Origin of the sequence: Bacillus sp. BR3(2024) (assembly GCF_039134555.1) — a bacterium.
Classification (GTDB): Bacteria; Bacillota; Bacilli; order Bacillales; family Bacillaceae_G; genus Bacillus_A; species Bacillus_A cereus.
Genome location: NZ_CP152433.1, coordinates 12,501 through 27,500, shown reverse-complemented (window position 1 = coordinate 27,500; position 15,000 = coordinate 12,501). Strand labels below are relative to the sequence as shown.

Here is a 15,000-nt window from a genome sequence, read left to right as displayed (position 1 = left end):
GAAATCGCACCACGTAACACATGATATACACCTTGATACTCTTTCATTTTTTCCATCGCGATTACATCTTTCGGTTCTTGCACGACACAAACAACTGATTGATCTCGATGTGAATCATTACAAATATAACAAGGATCACGATCAGTAATATGTCCGCATACAGAACAGTACGCTAAATCTCGCTTCGCATTTACAAGTGCTTTCGCGAAACCTAACACATCATCTTCTTTCATATCTAATACGAAAAATGCCAATCGAACCGCTGTTTTCGGTCCGATACCTGGCAACTTCATAAAACTATCGATTAGTTTTGATATTGGTTCTGGATAATGCATGTATCAATATCCTCCTAGAACATTCCACCTGGTAAGTTTAAGCCTTTTGTAAATTTACCCATTGTAGAGTTTGAAAGCTCATCAGCCTTTTTAAGTGCATCATTTGTTGCAGCTAATACTAAGTCTTGTAACATTTCGATATCTTCTGGATCTACAACTTCCTCTTTAATCTTCACTTCAAGAATTTGCTTGTGACCATTTGCAATAACTGTAATCATTCCACCGCCAGCTGTACCTTCAACTGTTTTTTCACCAAGCTCTTCTTGTGCTTTCGCCATGTCCTTTTGCATCTTTTGCATTTGTTTCATCATGTTATTCATATTTCCCATTCCGCCACGCATCATAATTAATTCCTCCTAATTATTATTACTCTTTTATTTCAATGAGTTCTTGCCCTACTAACTTCACTGCCTCTTCTATAAGAGGGTCTTCCTTTTTCTCCGGGCTTTCTTCAGACTCTCCACCTTCACGTTGTAAAAAGTCTTCACGGATTTTACCCCATTCACTTTTTGGAATGGCAATCATATTTAACCTTTTACTTAGCAATTCAAATAAAGCTTGTTCTACTGTATCCATAGCTTCTCGATTTTCGCTCGCCATCTTACAGTGAATCTCATATTGAAATGCTAAAACGTAAGTGTCATCTGAAGCTGCCACTGGTTCACTATTTTCTAGTAAAACGGCAAACGCTACTTTGTTATATGATTTGAGTCTTCCTAACAACTCACCCCATACAGCTTTTAATTGTTCTAAATCTTGACGCTTCGCTTGTTTTAATACTTCATTTACACGTCCGACAGGAATTTTCATACTTCCTGTTCGTACCGGTTTTGGTGTTGCACGTGTCTCTCTTACTTCCTGTTGTACACCAGCTGGCACACCGTTCTTTTTGACTTGCTCTAACTCTTTCTCCAGTTGCTGCATCCTGTTCATAATTGCTTGCAAACGATCTGTACCATTTGCTTGCATCATAAACTGTTGACACAATTGCACCATAACAACTTCTAAGAAAATACGCGGATGATTTGTCCACTTCATTTCCTGTTGTCCCTTACTAAGGGTATGAATAATCTCATAGATTACTTCCGGTTGCATTTCTTCACTCAACTTACGGAATTGATCATCTACAATTACTCGTTCCAACATATGTTCTAGTTGTGGTGAAGTTTGATATAAAAGCATATCACGATAATAGTAAATGAAATCCTCCATAAAACGAACTGGATCCTTCCCTTTACTCATCATTTCATCTATGATTTGCAATGCTCTTGATACATCATTTTCACGTATGCACTCTACTAAATTGCCTAAGTATTGCTGAGAAACAGATCCTGTTACGGCCAATACATCTTCTGTCGTAACAATCTCATCACTATAAGATATAGCCTGATCAATAAGACTAAGCGCGTCACGCATACCACCTTCGGCAGCACGCGCAACAATTTGTAATGCTTCACCTTCCACTTGCGTACCTTCATTTGTCACGACCGTTGATAATCTCTCAACAATATCATTCACTGATATTTTTCGGAATTCAAAGCGCTGACAACGTGAAATGATTGTAGGTGGGATCTTATGAGGTTCTGTTGTCGCCAAAATAAAGATAACATGTCCTGGCGGCTCTTCTAAGGTTTTTAAAAGCGCATTGAATGCACCCATAGAAAGCATGTGAACTTCATCAATAATGTATACTTTATATTCTACAGCACTTGGAGCGTATTTTACTTTATCTCTAATATCTCGAATTTCATCTACACCGTTATTTGAAGCCGCATCAATTTCTAATACATCTGAAATGGATCCTTGTGTGATTCCTAAACAAGAAGGACATTCATTACAAGGTTCAGCTACCGGAGCATGTTCACAGTTAATTGCTTTTGCAAATACTTTTGCAATTGTCGTTTTTCCTGTTCCCCTCGGGCCAGAAAATAAATAAGCATGTGAAACTTTCTCTTGAAGAAGGGCATTTTGCAACGTTTTTGTCACGTGCTTTTGACCGACTACATCTTCGAACTTTTGCGGTCTCCATGTTCGGTATAACGCTTGGTATGACACGAAAATACGGCCTCCCTCAAAGGTTATTATCTCATTTATTATAACCCATTCTGTTTATAGATTCCAAAAGTTATTTTCTATACAAAAAACTCACCTTTGTATTAAGGTGAGTTTTGTATACATATATAACTGCCGTGCACCCTCCGTCGATTACGTACCATAAGCGTTACTCAAACAGTTAGCTCGGTTCAGGCACTCCTGCGGCACACGAGAAGACCCGCTTATTGCTGCTTCCTTCCGGACCTGACAAGGTTCACGGGGTCCCGTTGCGCAGGACCCAAACGTCAACACCACTTACTTAAGGCAGACCTTACAGCAACATAACCTCGAGAGGGGATTCGGCCTCGCTAGAGCGGATTGCGAGTATAGGGCACCGCTACCTCCCCGCTTAGCACGGCAAAGTTAAAACCAATATTCGGTTGCCTTCATTAAAGGCATTATCAGTATAACTTGTTTCTTTAGAAAATGCAAATACGTTAGTTCCCAGTATTCTTCTCTAATTTTTTTATTGCTTTTCTTTTTTTACGAAGCTCTCTAAAAAAGTTTGTTAACAACGTACCGCATTCTTCCTCTAGTACACCAGATACTACTTCACATTGATGATTGAAGCGTTCATCCGTTAAAAGATTCATCAATGTCCCTGCACATCCGCCCTTCGGATCACTTGCACCATATACAACTCGCTTCACTCGTGATAAAACAATTCCACCCGCACACATTGGACAAGGTTCTAATGTTACATACAATGTTGCATCTTCTAAACGCCATGTCCCTAATTTTTTACATGCATCATCTATCGCTAGCAACTCAGCATGAGCTATTGATCTTTGCTCAGTTTCCCTTAAATTATGGGCAACACTAATTACCTCACCATCTAACACTATAACTGCTCCAATTGGTACTTCCTGTATTTCCTCTGCCTTTTTAGCTTCTTCTATCGCTAATTGCATAAAATAAATATCTTGATCTTGTTCCATAACATAGTCCTTTCATTACAAATAAAGTACACTTATTTCCATTTACTACACAGGGGATAACTTTTACAAATTCAATCCACCCTAAAAGAAAAAAGAGAGGGGATTACATATGAAAAATACCGCCTTGCTCATTATCGATATGATTAATGACTTTCAATTTTCCCACGGACCCATTCTAGCTAAAAAATGCGAAACTATAACAAACCCTATTTTACAATTAAAGAAAAAAATGAAATCCTTCGGCTATCCTATAATTTACGTTAATGACCATTATCAACTTTGGAGATCTGATATCGACCAACTTATTACTCATTGCACAAATGAATATAGCGAAAATATAATCCATAAGATTGCTCCAAGTTTTGATGAGTACATTTTTATTAAACCACATTATTCCGCTTTTTATGAAACACCTTTAAATTCATTACTAGGTTATTTAAAAATAGAAAATCTAATATTAACAGGGGTTGCCGGAAATATATGTATCCTATTTACAGCTAATGATGCTCATATGAGAAATTATAAATTGTATGTACCACAGGATTGTATCGCCTCTAACAACGACCAAGATAATATACATGCTTTAAAAATAATGGAAACTACATTGAAAGCAAATATAACATCATCAACCAAAATAAAATTTAATTAATACATATATCTATTTTCTAACTTTTTATATCAAATTAACCCGCTCGCTTCCCTCTTGTGCTACAATAATTCTGTTTTGTGTTTTTAGTAGTCACGGTAAATCACTGATTGAAAGGAGGAAACAGCGTGACCGGAGTACCATTTATCACGGTTGAAGGACCAATTGGTGTTGGAAAAACTTCACTTGCGAAGGAAATTTCAACTCACATGCAACTCCACTTACTAAAAGAGATTGTTGATGAAAATCCCTTTTTAGGAAAGTTCTATGAAGACATCGACGAATGGAGTTTTCAAACAGAGATGTTCTTTCTTTGTAATAGATACAAACAATTAGAAGACATTAACATAAAGTACTTGAATCAAAGGAAACCAGTAGTAGCGGATTACCATATCTTTAAAAATTTAATTTTTGCATCCCGCACATTAAAAGACTCTCAATATGACAAATACATGCAAATTTATCGTATCCTTACACAAGATATGCCTGTGCCAAATGTCATTGTTTATTTAACAGCTAGCCTAGAGACATTGCAAAAACGAATCGCCATGCGCGGAAGAGAATTTGAAAAAAACATGGATCCAAATTACTTACTACAGCTCACAAAAGATTATGAAACAGCAATGGATGCTTTTAAAAAAGATCATCCGGAAATACCAGTATTGAAATTTAATGGCGACGATATGGATTTTGTAAAAAATCCTGATGATTTAAACGTTATCCTATCTGCCCTTCAAAATACTCTCTTAAAGGAGTCGAAATAATAATGAATTTAAGGCAAAAATATGATATACCCAATGACGCAGTAATCACTATCGCCGGAACAGTAGGTGTGGGTAAATCAACTATGACAACTGCATTAGCTAATGCTTTAGGTTATCGCACATCATTCGAAAAAGTAGATTCCAATCCATATTTGGACAAGTTCTATGCGGACTTCACTCGCTGGAGCTTCCACCTACAAGTGTACTTTTTAGCAGAACGATTTAAGGAACAAAAAAGAATTTTTGAATATGGTGGCGGTTTTGTTCAAGATCGTTCCATTTACGAAGACACTGGAATTTTCGCAAAGATGCATCATGAAAAAGGAACAATGACGGAAACTGATTATGAAACATACAAAGGTTTATTTGACGCTATGGTCATGACTCCTTACTTCCCTCATCCAGACTTATTAATTTACTTAGAAGGTTCTTTCGATGATATTGTCGATCGTATTCAAGAACGCGGGCGCCCAATGGAACAGCAAACACCAATTGAGTACTGGAAAGAAATGCATGGACGTTATGAAAACTGGATTAACAACTTTAATTCATGCCCTGTATTACGCTTAAATATTAATGAGTACGATATTTTAAAAGATGGTGATTCAATCGAACCAATCATAAAAAAAATTGGCCATTTTTTAAAACAAACACGTAAACTTGTAAAATAAAAAACCCGTGCATATGCACGGGTTTTCCTATTAAATTACTTCTTCTTTGTTGGAGCAATAATTTCACTCTCAGGTTTTCCTGCGTTAATGCGCTGACGAACAGTACTTGTACTAATATCGTATGCTTCAGCAATCTCTTTAACAGTCATTTCTTTCCCGTTAATTACTGCCGTTAATACTTTACCTGTACGTTTTGGAGCTGCTTCTTTCTTTACAGCTGCTTTTTTAACTTGTTTTGGCGCCTCTACTTTACTCGTAGCTGGTTTTACATCACAAGTACAACCACAAAGTTTACGGAATGTATCATCACTAATAATGCGTGATACGTTTGCACCACTGTTTAAAATTCTATTGTTCTTACAGACAGGACATTGTACATAATATAAAGTTTTTCCATCTAAAGGAAACGTTTGTATAATAAGATCCATGTTGACTCCTTTCATATCTATGAAGATAATCATCGGAATATGAGTGTGTAATAAGGACAAAATTACCTTACACCATACTTTATGATTGGTTTTAAAATAAAAACTCGTTACGTGTTGGTAACGAGTTCTCCAATCTCCACTTATATGCGCTGTTGTCAATTATATCTGGAGGAGGTAGAGGGATTCGAACCCCCGCGCGACTCTCGCCGCCTGTCGGTTTTCAAGACCGATCCCTTCAGCCAGACTTGGGTATACCTCCATATTGACATCAAATATAATATCAAAAGAAAAACAGTTAGTCAACCCTACTAAAATAAATTATGAGGAAAGGAAAATTTTACTTTCCCCTTCCTACATTACAGTACTGACAACGCTCATAATTACCAATCACTCATACCGATGAATGTTTAAATTTACTTAATAACTGTTTTTCCTCCCATATAAGGGCGAAGAACTTCTGGAATTATAATTGTACCATCTTCTTGTTGGTAGTTCTCTAAAATAGCTGCAACCGTACGTCCAATTGCAAGACCAGATCCATTTAATGTATGAACATGTTCTGGTTTTCCATTTGGTTCACGGCGGAAACGGATATTTGCACGTCTCGCTTGGAAAGCTTCAAAATTACTACAAGAAGAAATTTCACGATATGTGCCATAGCTTGGAATCCATACTTCAATATCGTATTTCTTCGCTGCTGTAAATCCTAAATCGCCTGTGCACATGCTCATAACGCGATATGGCAACTCTAATAATTGTAACACGCGTTCTGCATCATTTGTTAACTTTTCTAACTCTTCATAAGAATCTTCTGGTTTTACGAACTTCACAAGCTCTACTTTATTGAACTGATGCTGGCGAATTAAACCACGTGTATCACGCCCAGCTGAACCTGCTTCAGAACGGAAGCAAGAGCTAAATGCAGCATATCTTATAGGCAATTGCTCTTTATTTAAAATCTCATCACGATGCATATTCGTTACAGGTACTTCAGCTGTTGGAATTAAGAAGTAATCTTCACTTTCAATACGGAATGCATCTTCTTCAAACTTTGGAAGTTGTCCTGTTCCTGTCATACTTGCACGGTTTACCATATATGGAGGTAATACTTCTTCATATCCATGCTCATCAGTATGAAGATCAAGCATAAAGCTAATTAAAGCACGCTCTAATCTTGCACCAGCACCTTTGTAAAATACGAAGCGGCTTCCTGTTACTTTCCCAGCGCGTTCAAAATCTAAAATTCCTAAATCAGTAGCAAGATCCCAATGTGGTTTTGGCTCATAAGTAAATTCTTTCACTTCTCCCCAAGTACGTGCTACTACATTATCATCCTCTGTTTCACCAACTGGAGCAGATTCATGAGGGATATTTGGAATAGATAACATTAATCTTTCTAAGTCTTCTTCAACTGTACGAAGTTCGTTATCAAGATCCTTTACTTTTTCTCCAACTTCACGCATTTCTAAAATTAGAGCTTCTGCATCTTTCTTTTCGCGCTTTAATACAGAAATTTGTTGAGATACTTCGTTACGTTTACTTTTTAATTCTTCTGTCTGAACAAGTAGTTCTCTTCTTCTCGTATCAAGTTCTTCAAAACGTCCGAAATCAGTTAAATCTTCGCCTCTATGCTGTAATTTCGCTTTTACTTCTTCAAAGTTTGTACGTAAAAATTTAATATCAAGCATTATATACTCCTCCTTTTATTTTATAAAACACAAAAAACTCCCGTCCCTATATAAAGGGACGGGAGTTAACCCGCGTTGCCACCCTAGTTGAAAGCATTACCGCTTTCCTCTCAAGTAGAAATAACGGCTCTTCACCGGGAATGCTTACTAATCCAAAAGATATTCCACATTCCATTCCAGGATGGATTCACAAACTGTTTCTATCGATTTCCACCAACCATCGACTCTCTATAAGAAACGACATTTGTTACTATTTCCTATCAACACGCTTATTTTATAAAATTGTTACCATCAATTTACTATAATCTTATACAAGTTGCAAGTTACTTATACAACTTTTTTCATTTTCGCTTCTTTTACCATTTCAACAAAGTATGCTGTCACACGATGATCATCTGTTAATTCCGGATGGAATGAAGCAGCTAAAAACTGATCTTGTCTTACCGCTACCATTCGGTCACCATGCTTAGAAAGCACTTCAACATTATCAGCTACTTCTACAACATACGGCGCACGGATAAATACACCAACGAAGTCTTCACCCACGCCTTCAATTGAAAGCGCAGCCTCAAAACTATCCTTTTGGCGTCCGAACGCATTGCGCTCAACTGTAATATCCATAGCACCAATATGTGCTTCTTCATAGCCAATAAGTGTTTTCGCAAGAAGAATCATCCCTGCACATGTACCAAACATTGGTTTACCAGACTTTGCAAATGTACGAAGTGGTTCCATGAAAGCATACTTATCAATAAGACGGCGCATTGTTGTACTTTCACCGCCCGGTAAAATAAGACCATCAATCTCTTCAAGTTGCTCTATACGCTTTACAACAACAGCTTCTGCACCACTTGCTTCAACTGATTTTACATGCTCACGAACTGCACCTTGAAGACCTAGTACACCGATTTTCACCATTTTAAAGTTCTCCTTTAATTACCATCCACGCTCTTGCATGCGTTGTTCTGGTAATAACGTTGAAATTTCGACACCCTTCATTGCATTACCTAATCCTTTAGAAAGGCTTGCAATTAGTTCGTAATCTTCATAATGAGTCGTTGCTTCAACGATTGCACGTGCAAATTTCTCTGGGTTTTCTGATTTGAAGATACCAGATCCAACAAATACCCCATCAGCACCAAGTTGCATCATTAATGCTGCATCTGCTGGTGTTGCTACACCACCTGCCGCAAAGTTTACAACTGGTAAGCGACCAAGACGTTTAATTTCAAGTAATACTTCGTAAGGAGCGCCAGTATTTTTTGCATATGTCATTAACTCATCTTCACGTAGACTCGCAACTTGACGGATTTCTGCATTGACTTGGCGCATATGACGCACTGCCTCTACAATGTTTCCTGTTCCTGGTTCACCTTTTGTACGAAGCATAGATGCACCTTCTGCAATACGACGTGCAGCTTCTCCGATATCACGGCAACCACATACAAATGGAACTGTGTAATCACGTTTATTTAAATGGTATACTTCATCAGCAGGAGTTAATACTTCACTCTCATCGATATAGTCTACCCCTAATGATTCTAATACACGTGCTTCTACAAGGTGACCGATACGGCATTTTGCCATAACCGGAATTGACACCGCACCCATAACTTCTTCAACAATTGTTGGGTCTGCCATACGAGAAACGCCACCTGCTGCACGAATATCTGCTGGTACACGCTCTAATGCCATAACGGCAACTGCGCCTGCCTCTTCTGCAATTTTTGCTTGTTCAGCGTTAACTACGTCCATAATAACGCCGCCTTTTTGCATTTCTGCCATTCCACGTTTTACACGTTCTGTCCCTGTTACATTTGTCATGTACAAAAACCCCCCTAGGTGAATTGCTTTCCCCCGTTAAAGGCGAAAATTAAGAATACTCTTACATTCTACCACTAACTATCAGATGCTTGTCTACTACTTTTTCATAAAGTCGGTATGAAAAATAGGAATAAAAAAAAGCTCCTATCGTGAGGAGCTTTTAAAACCAACCTTTTACTGTATCAACAGCACTATTCCACATACCACTAAAGAATGAACCAATTCCGCGCATAGCACGAGTAAACCAGTTTGCTTCTTCTACTTCAGATGTCGTTACAAGATCCACTTGCAGTGACTTACCAGTTAAAAATCCAGGGTCGTTTGTATCTTTTGGCGTAATTACCATTTGACCAAGCGCAGCTCCCTTTTTAATAGGTGCTTCTTGTCCCTTACTTGATTCTTTTAATTCTGTTTTATAAACATCTTTACTTCCTTTTGGCACTGGAAGTGAAATAGCTTGTTTCGTTTGAACTGCTACATCTTTATCTTTCGCATTTTCTACTCGTACTGTTTCTTGTCCTTTTACTGAAGAACCTTTTTTATACATTTGTTTCACTTCAAAGTTAGCAAATCCATAATCATATAGCTTCTTTGTTTCATCAAAACGTGCTGTATGAGAACTTGTTTTAATAACTACAGAAATAAAACGCATTCCGTTTCTTTCAACCGTACCAGTGAAGCAATCTCCTGCTTCTGGAGTTGAGCCTGTTTTTAGGCCATCTACGCCATCATATTCTTTAACTAAGCCCTTTAACATCCAGTTCCAGTTCGACATTCCAAACTTCTCTTTTTCTGGACGGAATTCTTTTTTAGGGATTTTTGCTGTATCTAACACTTTTGGATAATCTTTAATTAAATGTTGTGCTAAAGTTGCAACATCCTTTGCAGACATTTTATTTTCTTCATCCGCTGTTGTTCCTTCAGGATGCATTCCCTTTAAATCTTTATTCGTTAAACCTGTAGAATTGACAAATTTATAATTTTTTAACCCTAGTTCTTTCGATTTGTCATTCATCATTTTTACGAAGTCTACTTCTTTACCTGCAATTGCTTCTGCTAATGCAATTGTTGCACCATTTGCAGAAAAGATTGCCATTGCTTCGTATAACTCTTTTACTGTATAAGAGCCACCATTTTCTAATGCAACATTTGATAATGAAGCATCTTGTGAAACCTTATATGCATATTCAGAAACCTTAATTTTCTGGTCCCACTTAAGTTTTCCTTTATCCACTGCTTCGTGAACTAAATATTCACTCATCATCTTTGTCATACTAGCAATGGATAATAATTCATCTGCATTCTTTTGATATAAAATTTTCCCAGAATTCGCTTCTACTAAAATTGCCGCACCTGCTTCAATGTTTAAAGCGGCTCCTGTTTCAGCTGATGCATTGCTATATGGCATAAAAATGCTACAAGCTAGTGTAAGCACTGTTACCAAAGCAATGAATCTTTTGCAAAACATACCTTTCACTTTTGCTACCCCCAATATCTATGTACTCACATAACCGTTATTCTAACATAATCAAAAAAAAATAGACAGAGATATCAAATCTCTGTCTATTTGTATATAAGACATTATAATGAGTAGTTTGGAGCCTCTTTTGTAATTTGTACGTGATGAGGATGACTTTCACGTAAGCCAGCACCTGACATACGAATGAATTGTGCATTTTCGCGTAAGAATTCTAAATCTTGTGCTCCGCAATATCCCATACCTGCACGTAAGCCACCAACTAATTGGTGAACTGTATCTGCTAAAGGTCCTTTATATGGCACTCGTCCTTCAATACCTTCTGGGACAAGCTTTTTATTACCTTCTTGGAAGTAACGATCTTTACTTCCTTTTTCCATCGCACCGACAGAACCCATACCACGATACACTTTAAATTGACGACCTTGGTAAATTTCAGTTTCTCCAGGGCTTTCTGCAACACCTGCAAACATGCTACCTAGCATAACAACATGTGCTCCTGCCGCTAAAGCTTTCACCATATCACCAGAGTACTTAATACCACCATCAGCAATAACTGGAATACCGTGTTTACGAGCTTCTGTTGCACAATCATAAACTGCAGTTAATTGTGGTACACCAACACCGGCTACAACGCGTGTTGTACAAATAGAACCTGGTCCAATACCAACTTTAACTACGTTTGCACCAGCTTCAATTAATGCTTTCGTTGCTTCAGCAGTAGCAACATTTCCAGCGATAATATTTAGTGATGGGTATTTAGCACGAACTTCTTTTACCTTATCAATAACACCTTTAGAATGTCCATGTGCTGTATCAAGTACAATTGCATCTACACTAGCTTTTACTAATGCATCGATGCGAAGCATAGCATCCGCTGTTACACCAACTGCTGCTCCAACTAATAAGCGTCCTTGCTTATCCTTAGCAGAGTTTGGGAATTCAATTACTTTTTCAATATCTTTTATTGTAATAAGCCCTTGTAATACACCGTTATTATCAACAAGAGGGAGTTTTTCAATTTTATACTTTTGTAGGATCTTTTCAGCTTCTTCCAGTGTAGTACCAACTGGAGCTGTAATTAATTGTTCTTTTGTCATTACGTCAGAAATTTTGATTGAGTAGTCTTGGATGAAGCGCATATCACGGTTTGTAATAATACCAACTAATTTTCGCTCATCTAAATTATTTACAACCGGTACACCTGAGATACGATATTTTCCCATAAGATGTTCTGCATCATATACTTGATGTTCTGGAGTTAAGAAGAAAGGATCTGAAATAACGCCGCTTTCAGAGCGCTTTACTTTATCAACTTGCTCTGCTTGTTGCTCAATAGACATATTCTTATGAATAATTCCTAAACCACCTTGGCGAGCCATTGCAATAGCCATGTCAGCTTCTGTTACTGTATCCATTCCTGCACTAATTAACGGGATGTTTAGCTGTAAGCTTTCAGATAAAACTGTTTTAACACTTACTTCTCTTGGTAATATATCTGACCTAGCTGGTACAAGTAATACATCATCAAAAGTCAAACCTTCTTTAACAAATTTAGATTCCCACATAATTGTTCCCCCTATGATACCAGAAATTATTATTAGTAGCTTATCAATTGGTTAAAATACTGTCAAGGACGTATATATATGTTAGAATTTTTAGACAATAAAAGGAGCGTAATATATGCATCAAACATCTTGTACTTGGCAGCAGTTAAGTTTCTTTTTTTCATCTCAAAACGTACAACGTTATCTTGCCCGTTGTTATGAAAAATCCTCTATTCAGGATGCAGAAAAAAAAAGTTTTGAAAATTGTTATCCCTTTATTTATTACTTAGAACACGGGAAAAATTATTATGAATTATATAAGACAGCTCCATTTTCCATTCAACCAATGTTGTTATTTTATGGAATTAGTCAACTGTTTAAAGCATGCCTACTAACTATTGACCCTAACTATCCTGAATCCACTACTGTTTTAGCTCATGGCGTTACAACTCGCAAACGAAAAAAACAAGGGTATCAATTTTTAGAAGATGAGGTGAAGGTACAAAAAAACGGATTGTTTACTCATGTTGCAGAACAACTGTTTCACATGAAACACTTAGAAGCAGAAAAATTTAACATGTTAGAACTAATGGGAAATATTCCAGAATTACAAAATTTATTTCGTTATAGTCAAAAAGGATCAACTTTATATAAAATTGATTCAACAATTAAAAATGAGCTCTCCTTTTCAGTCAACCTACTAGATCGATTACATATGACTAAAGAGAGATTTTCTCGTTACATTGAAACATCTTGTAAGCATTTATCAATACAACACGTACCTGAGAAGACTAATGAATCGAATTTACTTTTTACAGCGCCTATTCAATCATGGAATCCTATGTACAGTACTCCTTTATACTATGAACATCTTACTAATACTTATTATTTGCCACTTACGACTGACCCTAGAAATCCTAAGCCAATATTACCTGAACTCCTCATTCATTATTTATTGCTCTATAATTTAAGCATGATTTCTAGATATGAAACAGATTGGTGGTATGACTTACTTGGAAGTTATGGTTCTGAAGATTATCCATTTATTTATCAATTTCTAAGTATTTCTGCTCAAAAAATCCCTTACTATATTTCAAATTTTTTATTAATGGAACCAAATCTATTTCATGGGAAATAAAAAAACACAAGTCAAATGACTTGTGTTTTTAGTTGCTTGGCGACGTCCTACTCTCACAGGGACAAGGTCCCAACTACCATCGGCGCTAGAGAGCTTAACTTCCGTGTTCGGTATGGGAACGGGTGTGACCTCTCTGCCATCATCACCAAACTATGAAGGCATATTCCTTCAAAACTAGATAACATTGCTACATATTATATGGTTAAGTCCTCGATCTATTAGTATTCGTCAGCTCCACATGTCACCATGCTTCCACCTCGAACCTATCAACCTGATCATCTTTCAGGGATCTTACTAGCTTACGCTATGGGAAATCTCATCTTGAGGGGGGCTTCATGCTTAGATGCTTTCAGCACTTATCCCTTCCGCACATAGCTACCCAGCTATGCCCTTGGCAGAACAACTGGTACACCAGCGGTGCGTCCATCCCGGTCCTCTCGTACTAAGGACAGCTCCTCTCAAATTTCCTACGCCCACGACGGATAGGGACCGAACTGTCTCACGACGTTCTGAACCCAGCTCGCGTACCGCTTTAATGGGCGAACAGCCCAACCCTTGGGACCGACTACAGCCCCAGGATGCGATGAGCCGACATCGAGGTGCCAAACCTCCCCGTCGATGTGGACTCTTGGGGGAGATAAGCCTGTTATCCCCGGGGTAGCTTTTATCCGTTGAGCGATGGCCCTTCCATGCGGAACCACCGGATCACTAAGCCCGACTTTCGTCCCTGCTCGACTTGTAGGTCTCGCAGTCAAGCTCCCTTATGCCTTTGCACTCTACGAATGATTTCCAACCATTCTGAGGGAACCTTTGGGCGCCTCCGTTACACTTTAGGAGGCGACCGCCCCAGTCAAACTGCCCACCTGACACTGTCTCCCGGGTCGATAAGACCCGTAGGTTAGAATTTCAATACAGTCAGGGCGGTATCCCACCAGCGCCTCCACCGAAGCTAGCGCTCCGGTTTCAATGGCTCCCGCCTATCCTGTACAAACTGTACCAAAATTCAATATCAGGCTACAGTAAAGCTCCACGGGGTCTTTCCGTCCTGTCGCGGGTAACCTGCATCTTCACAGGTACTATAATTTCACCGAGTCTCTGGTTGAGACAGTGCCCAAATCGTTACACCTTTCGTGCGGGTCGGAACTTACCCGACAAGGAATTTCGCTACCTTAGGACCGTTATAGTTACGGCCGCCGTTTACTGGGGCTTCAGTTCAGAGCTTCGCTTACGCTAACCCCTCTCCTTAACCTTCCAGCACCGGGCAGGTGTCACCCCCTATACTTCGCCTTACGGCTTCGCAGAGAGCTGTGTTTTTGCTAAACAGTCGCTTGGGCCTATTCACTGCGGCTTTCCGTTAAGAAAGCACCCCTTCTCCCGAAGTTACGGGGTCATTTTGCCGAGTTCCTTAACCAGAGTTCTCTCGCACACCTTAGGATTCTCTCCTCGCCTA

Annotated in this window: 14 protein-coding genes, 1 tRNA gene, 2 rRNA genes, 1 other RNA gene and 1 other annotated feature (2 of these 19 running past the window's edge); of the genes, 4 read left to right on the top strand and 14 right to left on the bottom strand. The window is 38.4% G+C overall.

Annotation, left to right across the window (positions count from 1 at the left end; all coding sequences use genetic code 11):
• The 5 genes from recR to tadA form a co-directional block, all read right to left on the bottom strand.
• Positions 1–335 carry the 5' portion of a recombination protein RecR gene (gene recR, locus V7S45_RS00135; RefSeq protein ID WP_000559169.1) on the bottom strand. The gene continues 262 nt to the left of window position 1, outside the view, so the window shows 335 of its 597 coding nt (coding positions 1–335); the start codon lies at positions 333–335; its stop codon lies beyond the left edge, outside the window.
• Between the two features lie 14 nt (positions 336–349).
• Positions 350–676 carry a YbaB/EbfC family nucleoid-associated protein gene (locus tag V7S45_RS00130; RefSeq protein WP_014894853.1) on the bottom strand — a complete coding sequence of 109 codons (327 nt, stop codon included), beginning with the start codon at positions 674–676 and terminating at the stop codon, positions 350–352.
• 25 nt (positions 677–701) lie between these two features.
• Positions 702–2,390: a DNA polymerase III subunit gamma/tau gene (gene dnaX, locus V7S45_RS00125; protein WP_000121587.1), complete on the bottom strand. Its 1,689-nt coding sequence runs from the start codon at positions 2,388–2,390 to the stop codon at positions 702–704.
• Positions 2,391–2,522: 132 nt separating this feature from the next.
• An RNA gene (ffs, locus tag V7S45_RS00120) (signal recognition particle sRNA large type) lies at positions 2,523–2,787 on the bottom strand.
• Between the two features lie 79 nt (positions 2,788–2,866).
• Positions 2,867–3,367, bottom strand: coding sequence for a tRNA adenosine(34) deaminase TadA (gene tadA / locus V7S45_RS00115; protein WP_000434329.1), 501 nt, complete (start codon positions 3,365–3,367; stop codon positions 2,867–2,869).
• Between the two features lie 109 nt (positions 3,368–3,476).
• Between tadA and V7S45_RS00110 the strand changes: the two genes are divergently transcribed.
• The 3 genes from V7S45_RS00110 to V7S45_RS00100 all read left to right on the top strand — a co-directional run bounded on the left by V7S45_RS00110 (position 3,477) and on the right by V7S45_RS00100 (position 5,448).
• Positions 3,477–4,016, top strand: a complete 540-nt coding sequence (locus V7S45_RS00110) for an isochorismatase family cysteine hydrolase (RefSeq protein ID WP_000798724.1) — start codon at positions 3,477–3,479, stop codon at positions 4,014–4,016.
• A 125-nt stretch (positions 4,017–4,141) separates the two neighbouring features.
• Entirely contained in the window at positions 4,142–4,777 is a 636-nt protein-coding gene (locus V7S45_RS00105) for a deoxynucleoside kinase (protein WP_000148218.1), read from the top strand.
• Between the two features lie 2 nt (positions 4,778–4,779).
• A complete protein-coding gene (locus V7S45_RS00100) occupies positions 4,780–5,448 on the top strand; it encodes a deoxynucleoside kinase (RefSeq protein WP_001053585.1) in 669 nt (222 codons plus the stop codon).
• Between the two features lie 35 nt (positions 5,449–5,483).
• Here V7S45_RS00100 and V7S45_RS00095 read toward each other — a convergent pair whose 3' ends face one another.
• The 7 genes from V7S45_RS00095 to guaB all read right to left on the bottom strand — a co-directional run bounded on the left by V7S45_RS00095 (position 5,484) and on the right by guaB (position 12,433).
• A complete protein-coding gene (locus V7S45_RS00095; RefSeq protein ID WP_000364193.1) occupies positions 5,484–5,876 on the bottom strand; it encodes a DUF3797 domain-containing protein in 393 nt (130 codons plus the stop codon).
• Positions 5,877–6,042: 166 nt separating this feature from the next.
• A tRNA-Ser gene (locus tag V7S45_RS00090) sits at positions 6,043–6,135 on the bottom strand.
• Positions 6,136–6,289: 154 nt separating this feature from the next.
• Positions 6,290–7,564: a serine--tRNA ligase gene (gene serS / locus V7S45_RS00085; protein ID WP_000884187.1), complete on the bottom strand. Its 1,275-nt coding sequence runs from the start codon at positions 7,562–7,564 to the stop codon at positions 6,290–6,292.
• Positions 7,565–7,615: 51 nt separating this feature from the next.
• Positions 7,616–7,837: a binding site (T-box leader), on the bottom strand.
• Positions 7,838–7,891: 54 nt separating this feature from the next.
• Entirely contained in the window at positions 7,892–8,482 is a 591-nt protein-coding gene (gene pdxT, locus V7S45_RS00080) for a pyridoxal 5'-phosphate synthase glutaminase subunit PdxT (protein WP_000238785.1), read from the bottom strand.
• 18 nt (positions 8,483–8,500) lie between these two features.
• Positions 8,501–9,388, bottom strand: coding sequence for a pyridoxal 5'-phosphate synthase lyase subunit PdxS (pdxS, locus tag V7S45_RS00075; protein WP_000186165.1), 888 nt, complete (start codon positions 9,386–9,388; stop codon positions 8,501–8,503).
• A gap of 160 nt (positions 9,389–9,548) precedes the next feature.
• Positions 9,549–10,856, bottom strand: coding sequence for a D-alanyl-D-alanine carboxypeptidase DacA (dacA, locus tag V7S45_RS00070; protein ID WP_124749816.1), 1,308 nt, complete (start codon positions 10,854–10,856; stop codon positions 9,549–9,551).
• A 113-nt stretch (positions 10,857–10,969) separates the two neighbouring features.
• Positions 10,970–12,433, bottom strand: a complete 1,464-nt coding sequence (guaB, locus tag V7S45_RS00065; RefSeq protein WP_000264088.1) for an IMP dehydrogenase — start codon at positions 12,431–12,433, stop codon at positions 10,970–10,972.
• A gap of 115 nt (positions 12,434–12,548) precedes the next feature.
• On the opposite strand from guaB, the gene V7S45_RS00060 reads away from it, so the two are divergent.
• A complete protein-coding gene (locus tag V7S45_RS00060) occupies positions 12,549–13,550 on the top strand; it encodes a YaaC family protein (RefSeq protein WP_000554287.1) in 1,002 nt (333 codons plus the stop codon).
• Positions 13,551–13,584: 34 nt separating this feature from the next.
• Here the strand turns inward: V7S45_RS00060 and rrf are convergent.
• A 5S ribosomal RNA gene (gene rrf, locus V7S45_RS00055) occupies positions 13,585–13,700 on the bottom strand.
• A gap of 48 nt (positions 13,701–13,748) precedes the next feature.
• Positions 13,749–15,000, bottom strand: a 23S ribosomal RNA gene (locus tag V7S45_RS00050) (it continues 1,670 nt past the right edge of the window).

Bases quoted from the DNA above. Each gene is read 5' to 3' on its own strand.
- V7S45_RS00060 (WP_000554287.1), top strand. From the start codon at position 12,549: ATGCATCAAACATCTTGTACTTGGCAGCAGTTAAGTTTCTTTTTTTCA.
- pdxT (WP_000238785.1), bottom strand. From the start codon at position 8,482: ATGGTGAAAATCGGTGTACTAGGTCTTCAAGGTGCAGTTCGTGAGCAT.
- dacA (WP_124749816.1), bottom strand. From the start codon at position 10,856: ATGTTTTGCAAAAGATTCATTGCTTTGGTAACAGTGCTTACACTAGCT.
- guaB (WP_000264088.1), bottom strand. From the start codon at position 12,433: ATGTGGGAATCTAAATTTGTTAAAGAAGGTTTGACTTTTGATGATGTA.
- V7S45_RS00100 (WP_001053585.1), top strand. From the start codon at position 4,780: ATGAATTTAAGGCAAAAATATGATATACCCAATGACGCAGTAATCACT.
- tadA (WP_000434329.1), bottom strand. From the start codon at position 3,367: ATGGAACAAGATCAAGATATTTATTTTATGCAATTAGCGATAGAAGAA.
- V7S45_RS00110 (WP_000798724.1), top strand. From the start codon at position 3,477: ATGAAAAATACCGCCTTGCTCATTATCGATATGATTAATGACTTTCAA.
- serS (WP_000884187.1), bottom strand. From the start codon at position 7,564: ATGCTTGATATTAAATTTTTACGTACAAACTTTGAAGAAGTAAAAGCG.
- V7S45_RS00130 (WP_014894853.1), bottom strand. From the start codon at position 676: ATGCGTGGCGGAATGGGAAATATGAATAACATGATGAAACAAATGCAA.
- V7S45_RS00095 (WP_000364193.1), bottom strand. From the start codon at position 5,876: ATGGATCTTATTATACAAACGTTTCCTTTAGATGGAAAAACTTTATAT.
- pdxS (WP_000186165.1), bottom strand. From the start codon at position 9,388: ATGACAAATGTAACAGGGACAGAACGTGTAAAACGTGGAATGGCAGAA.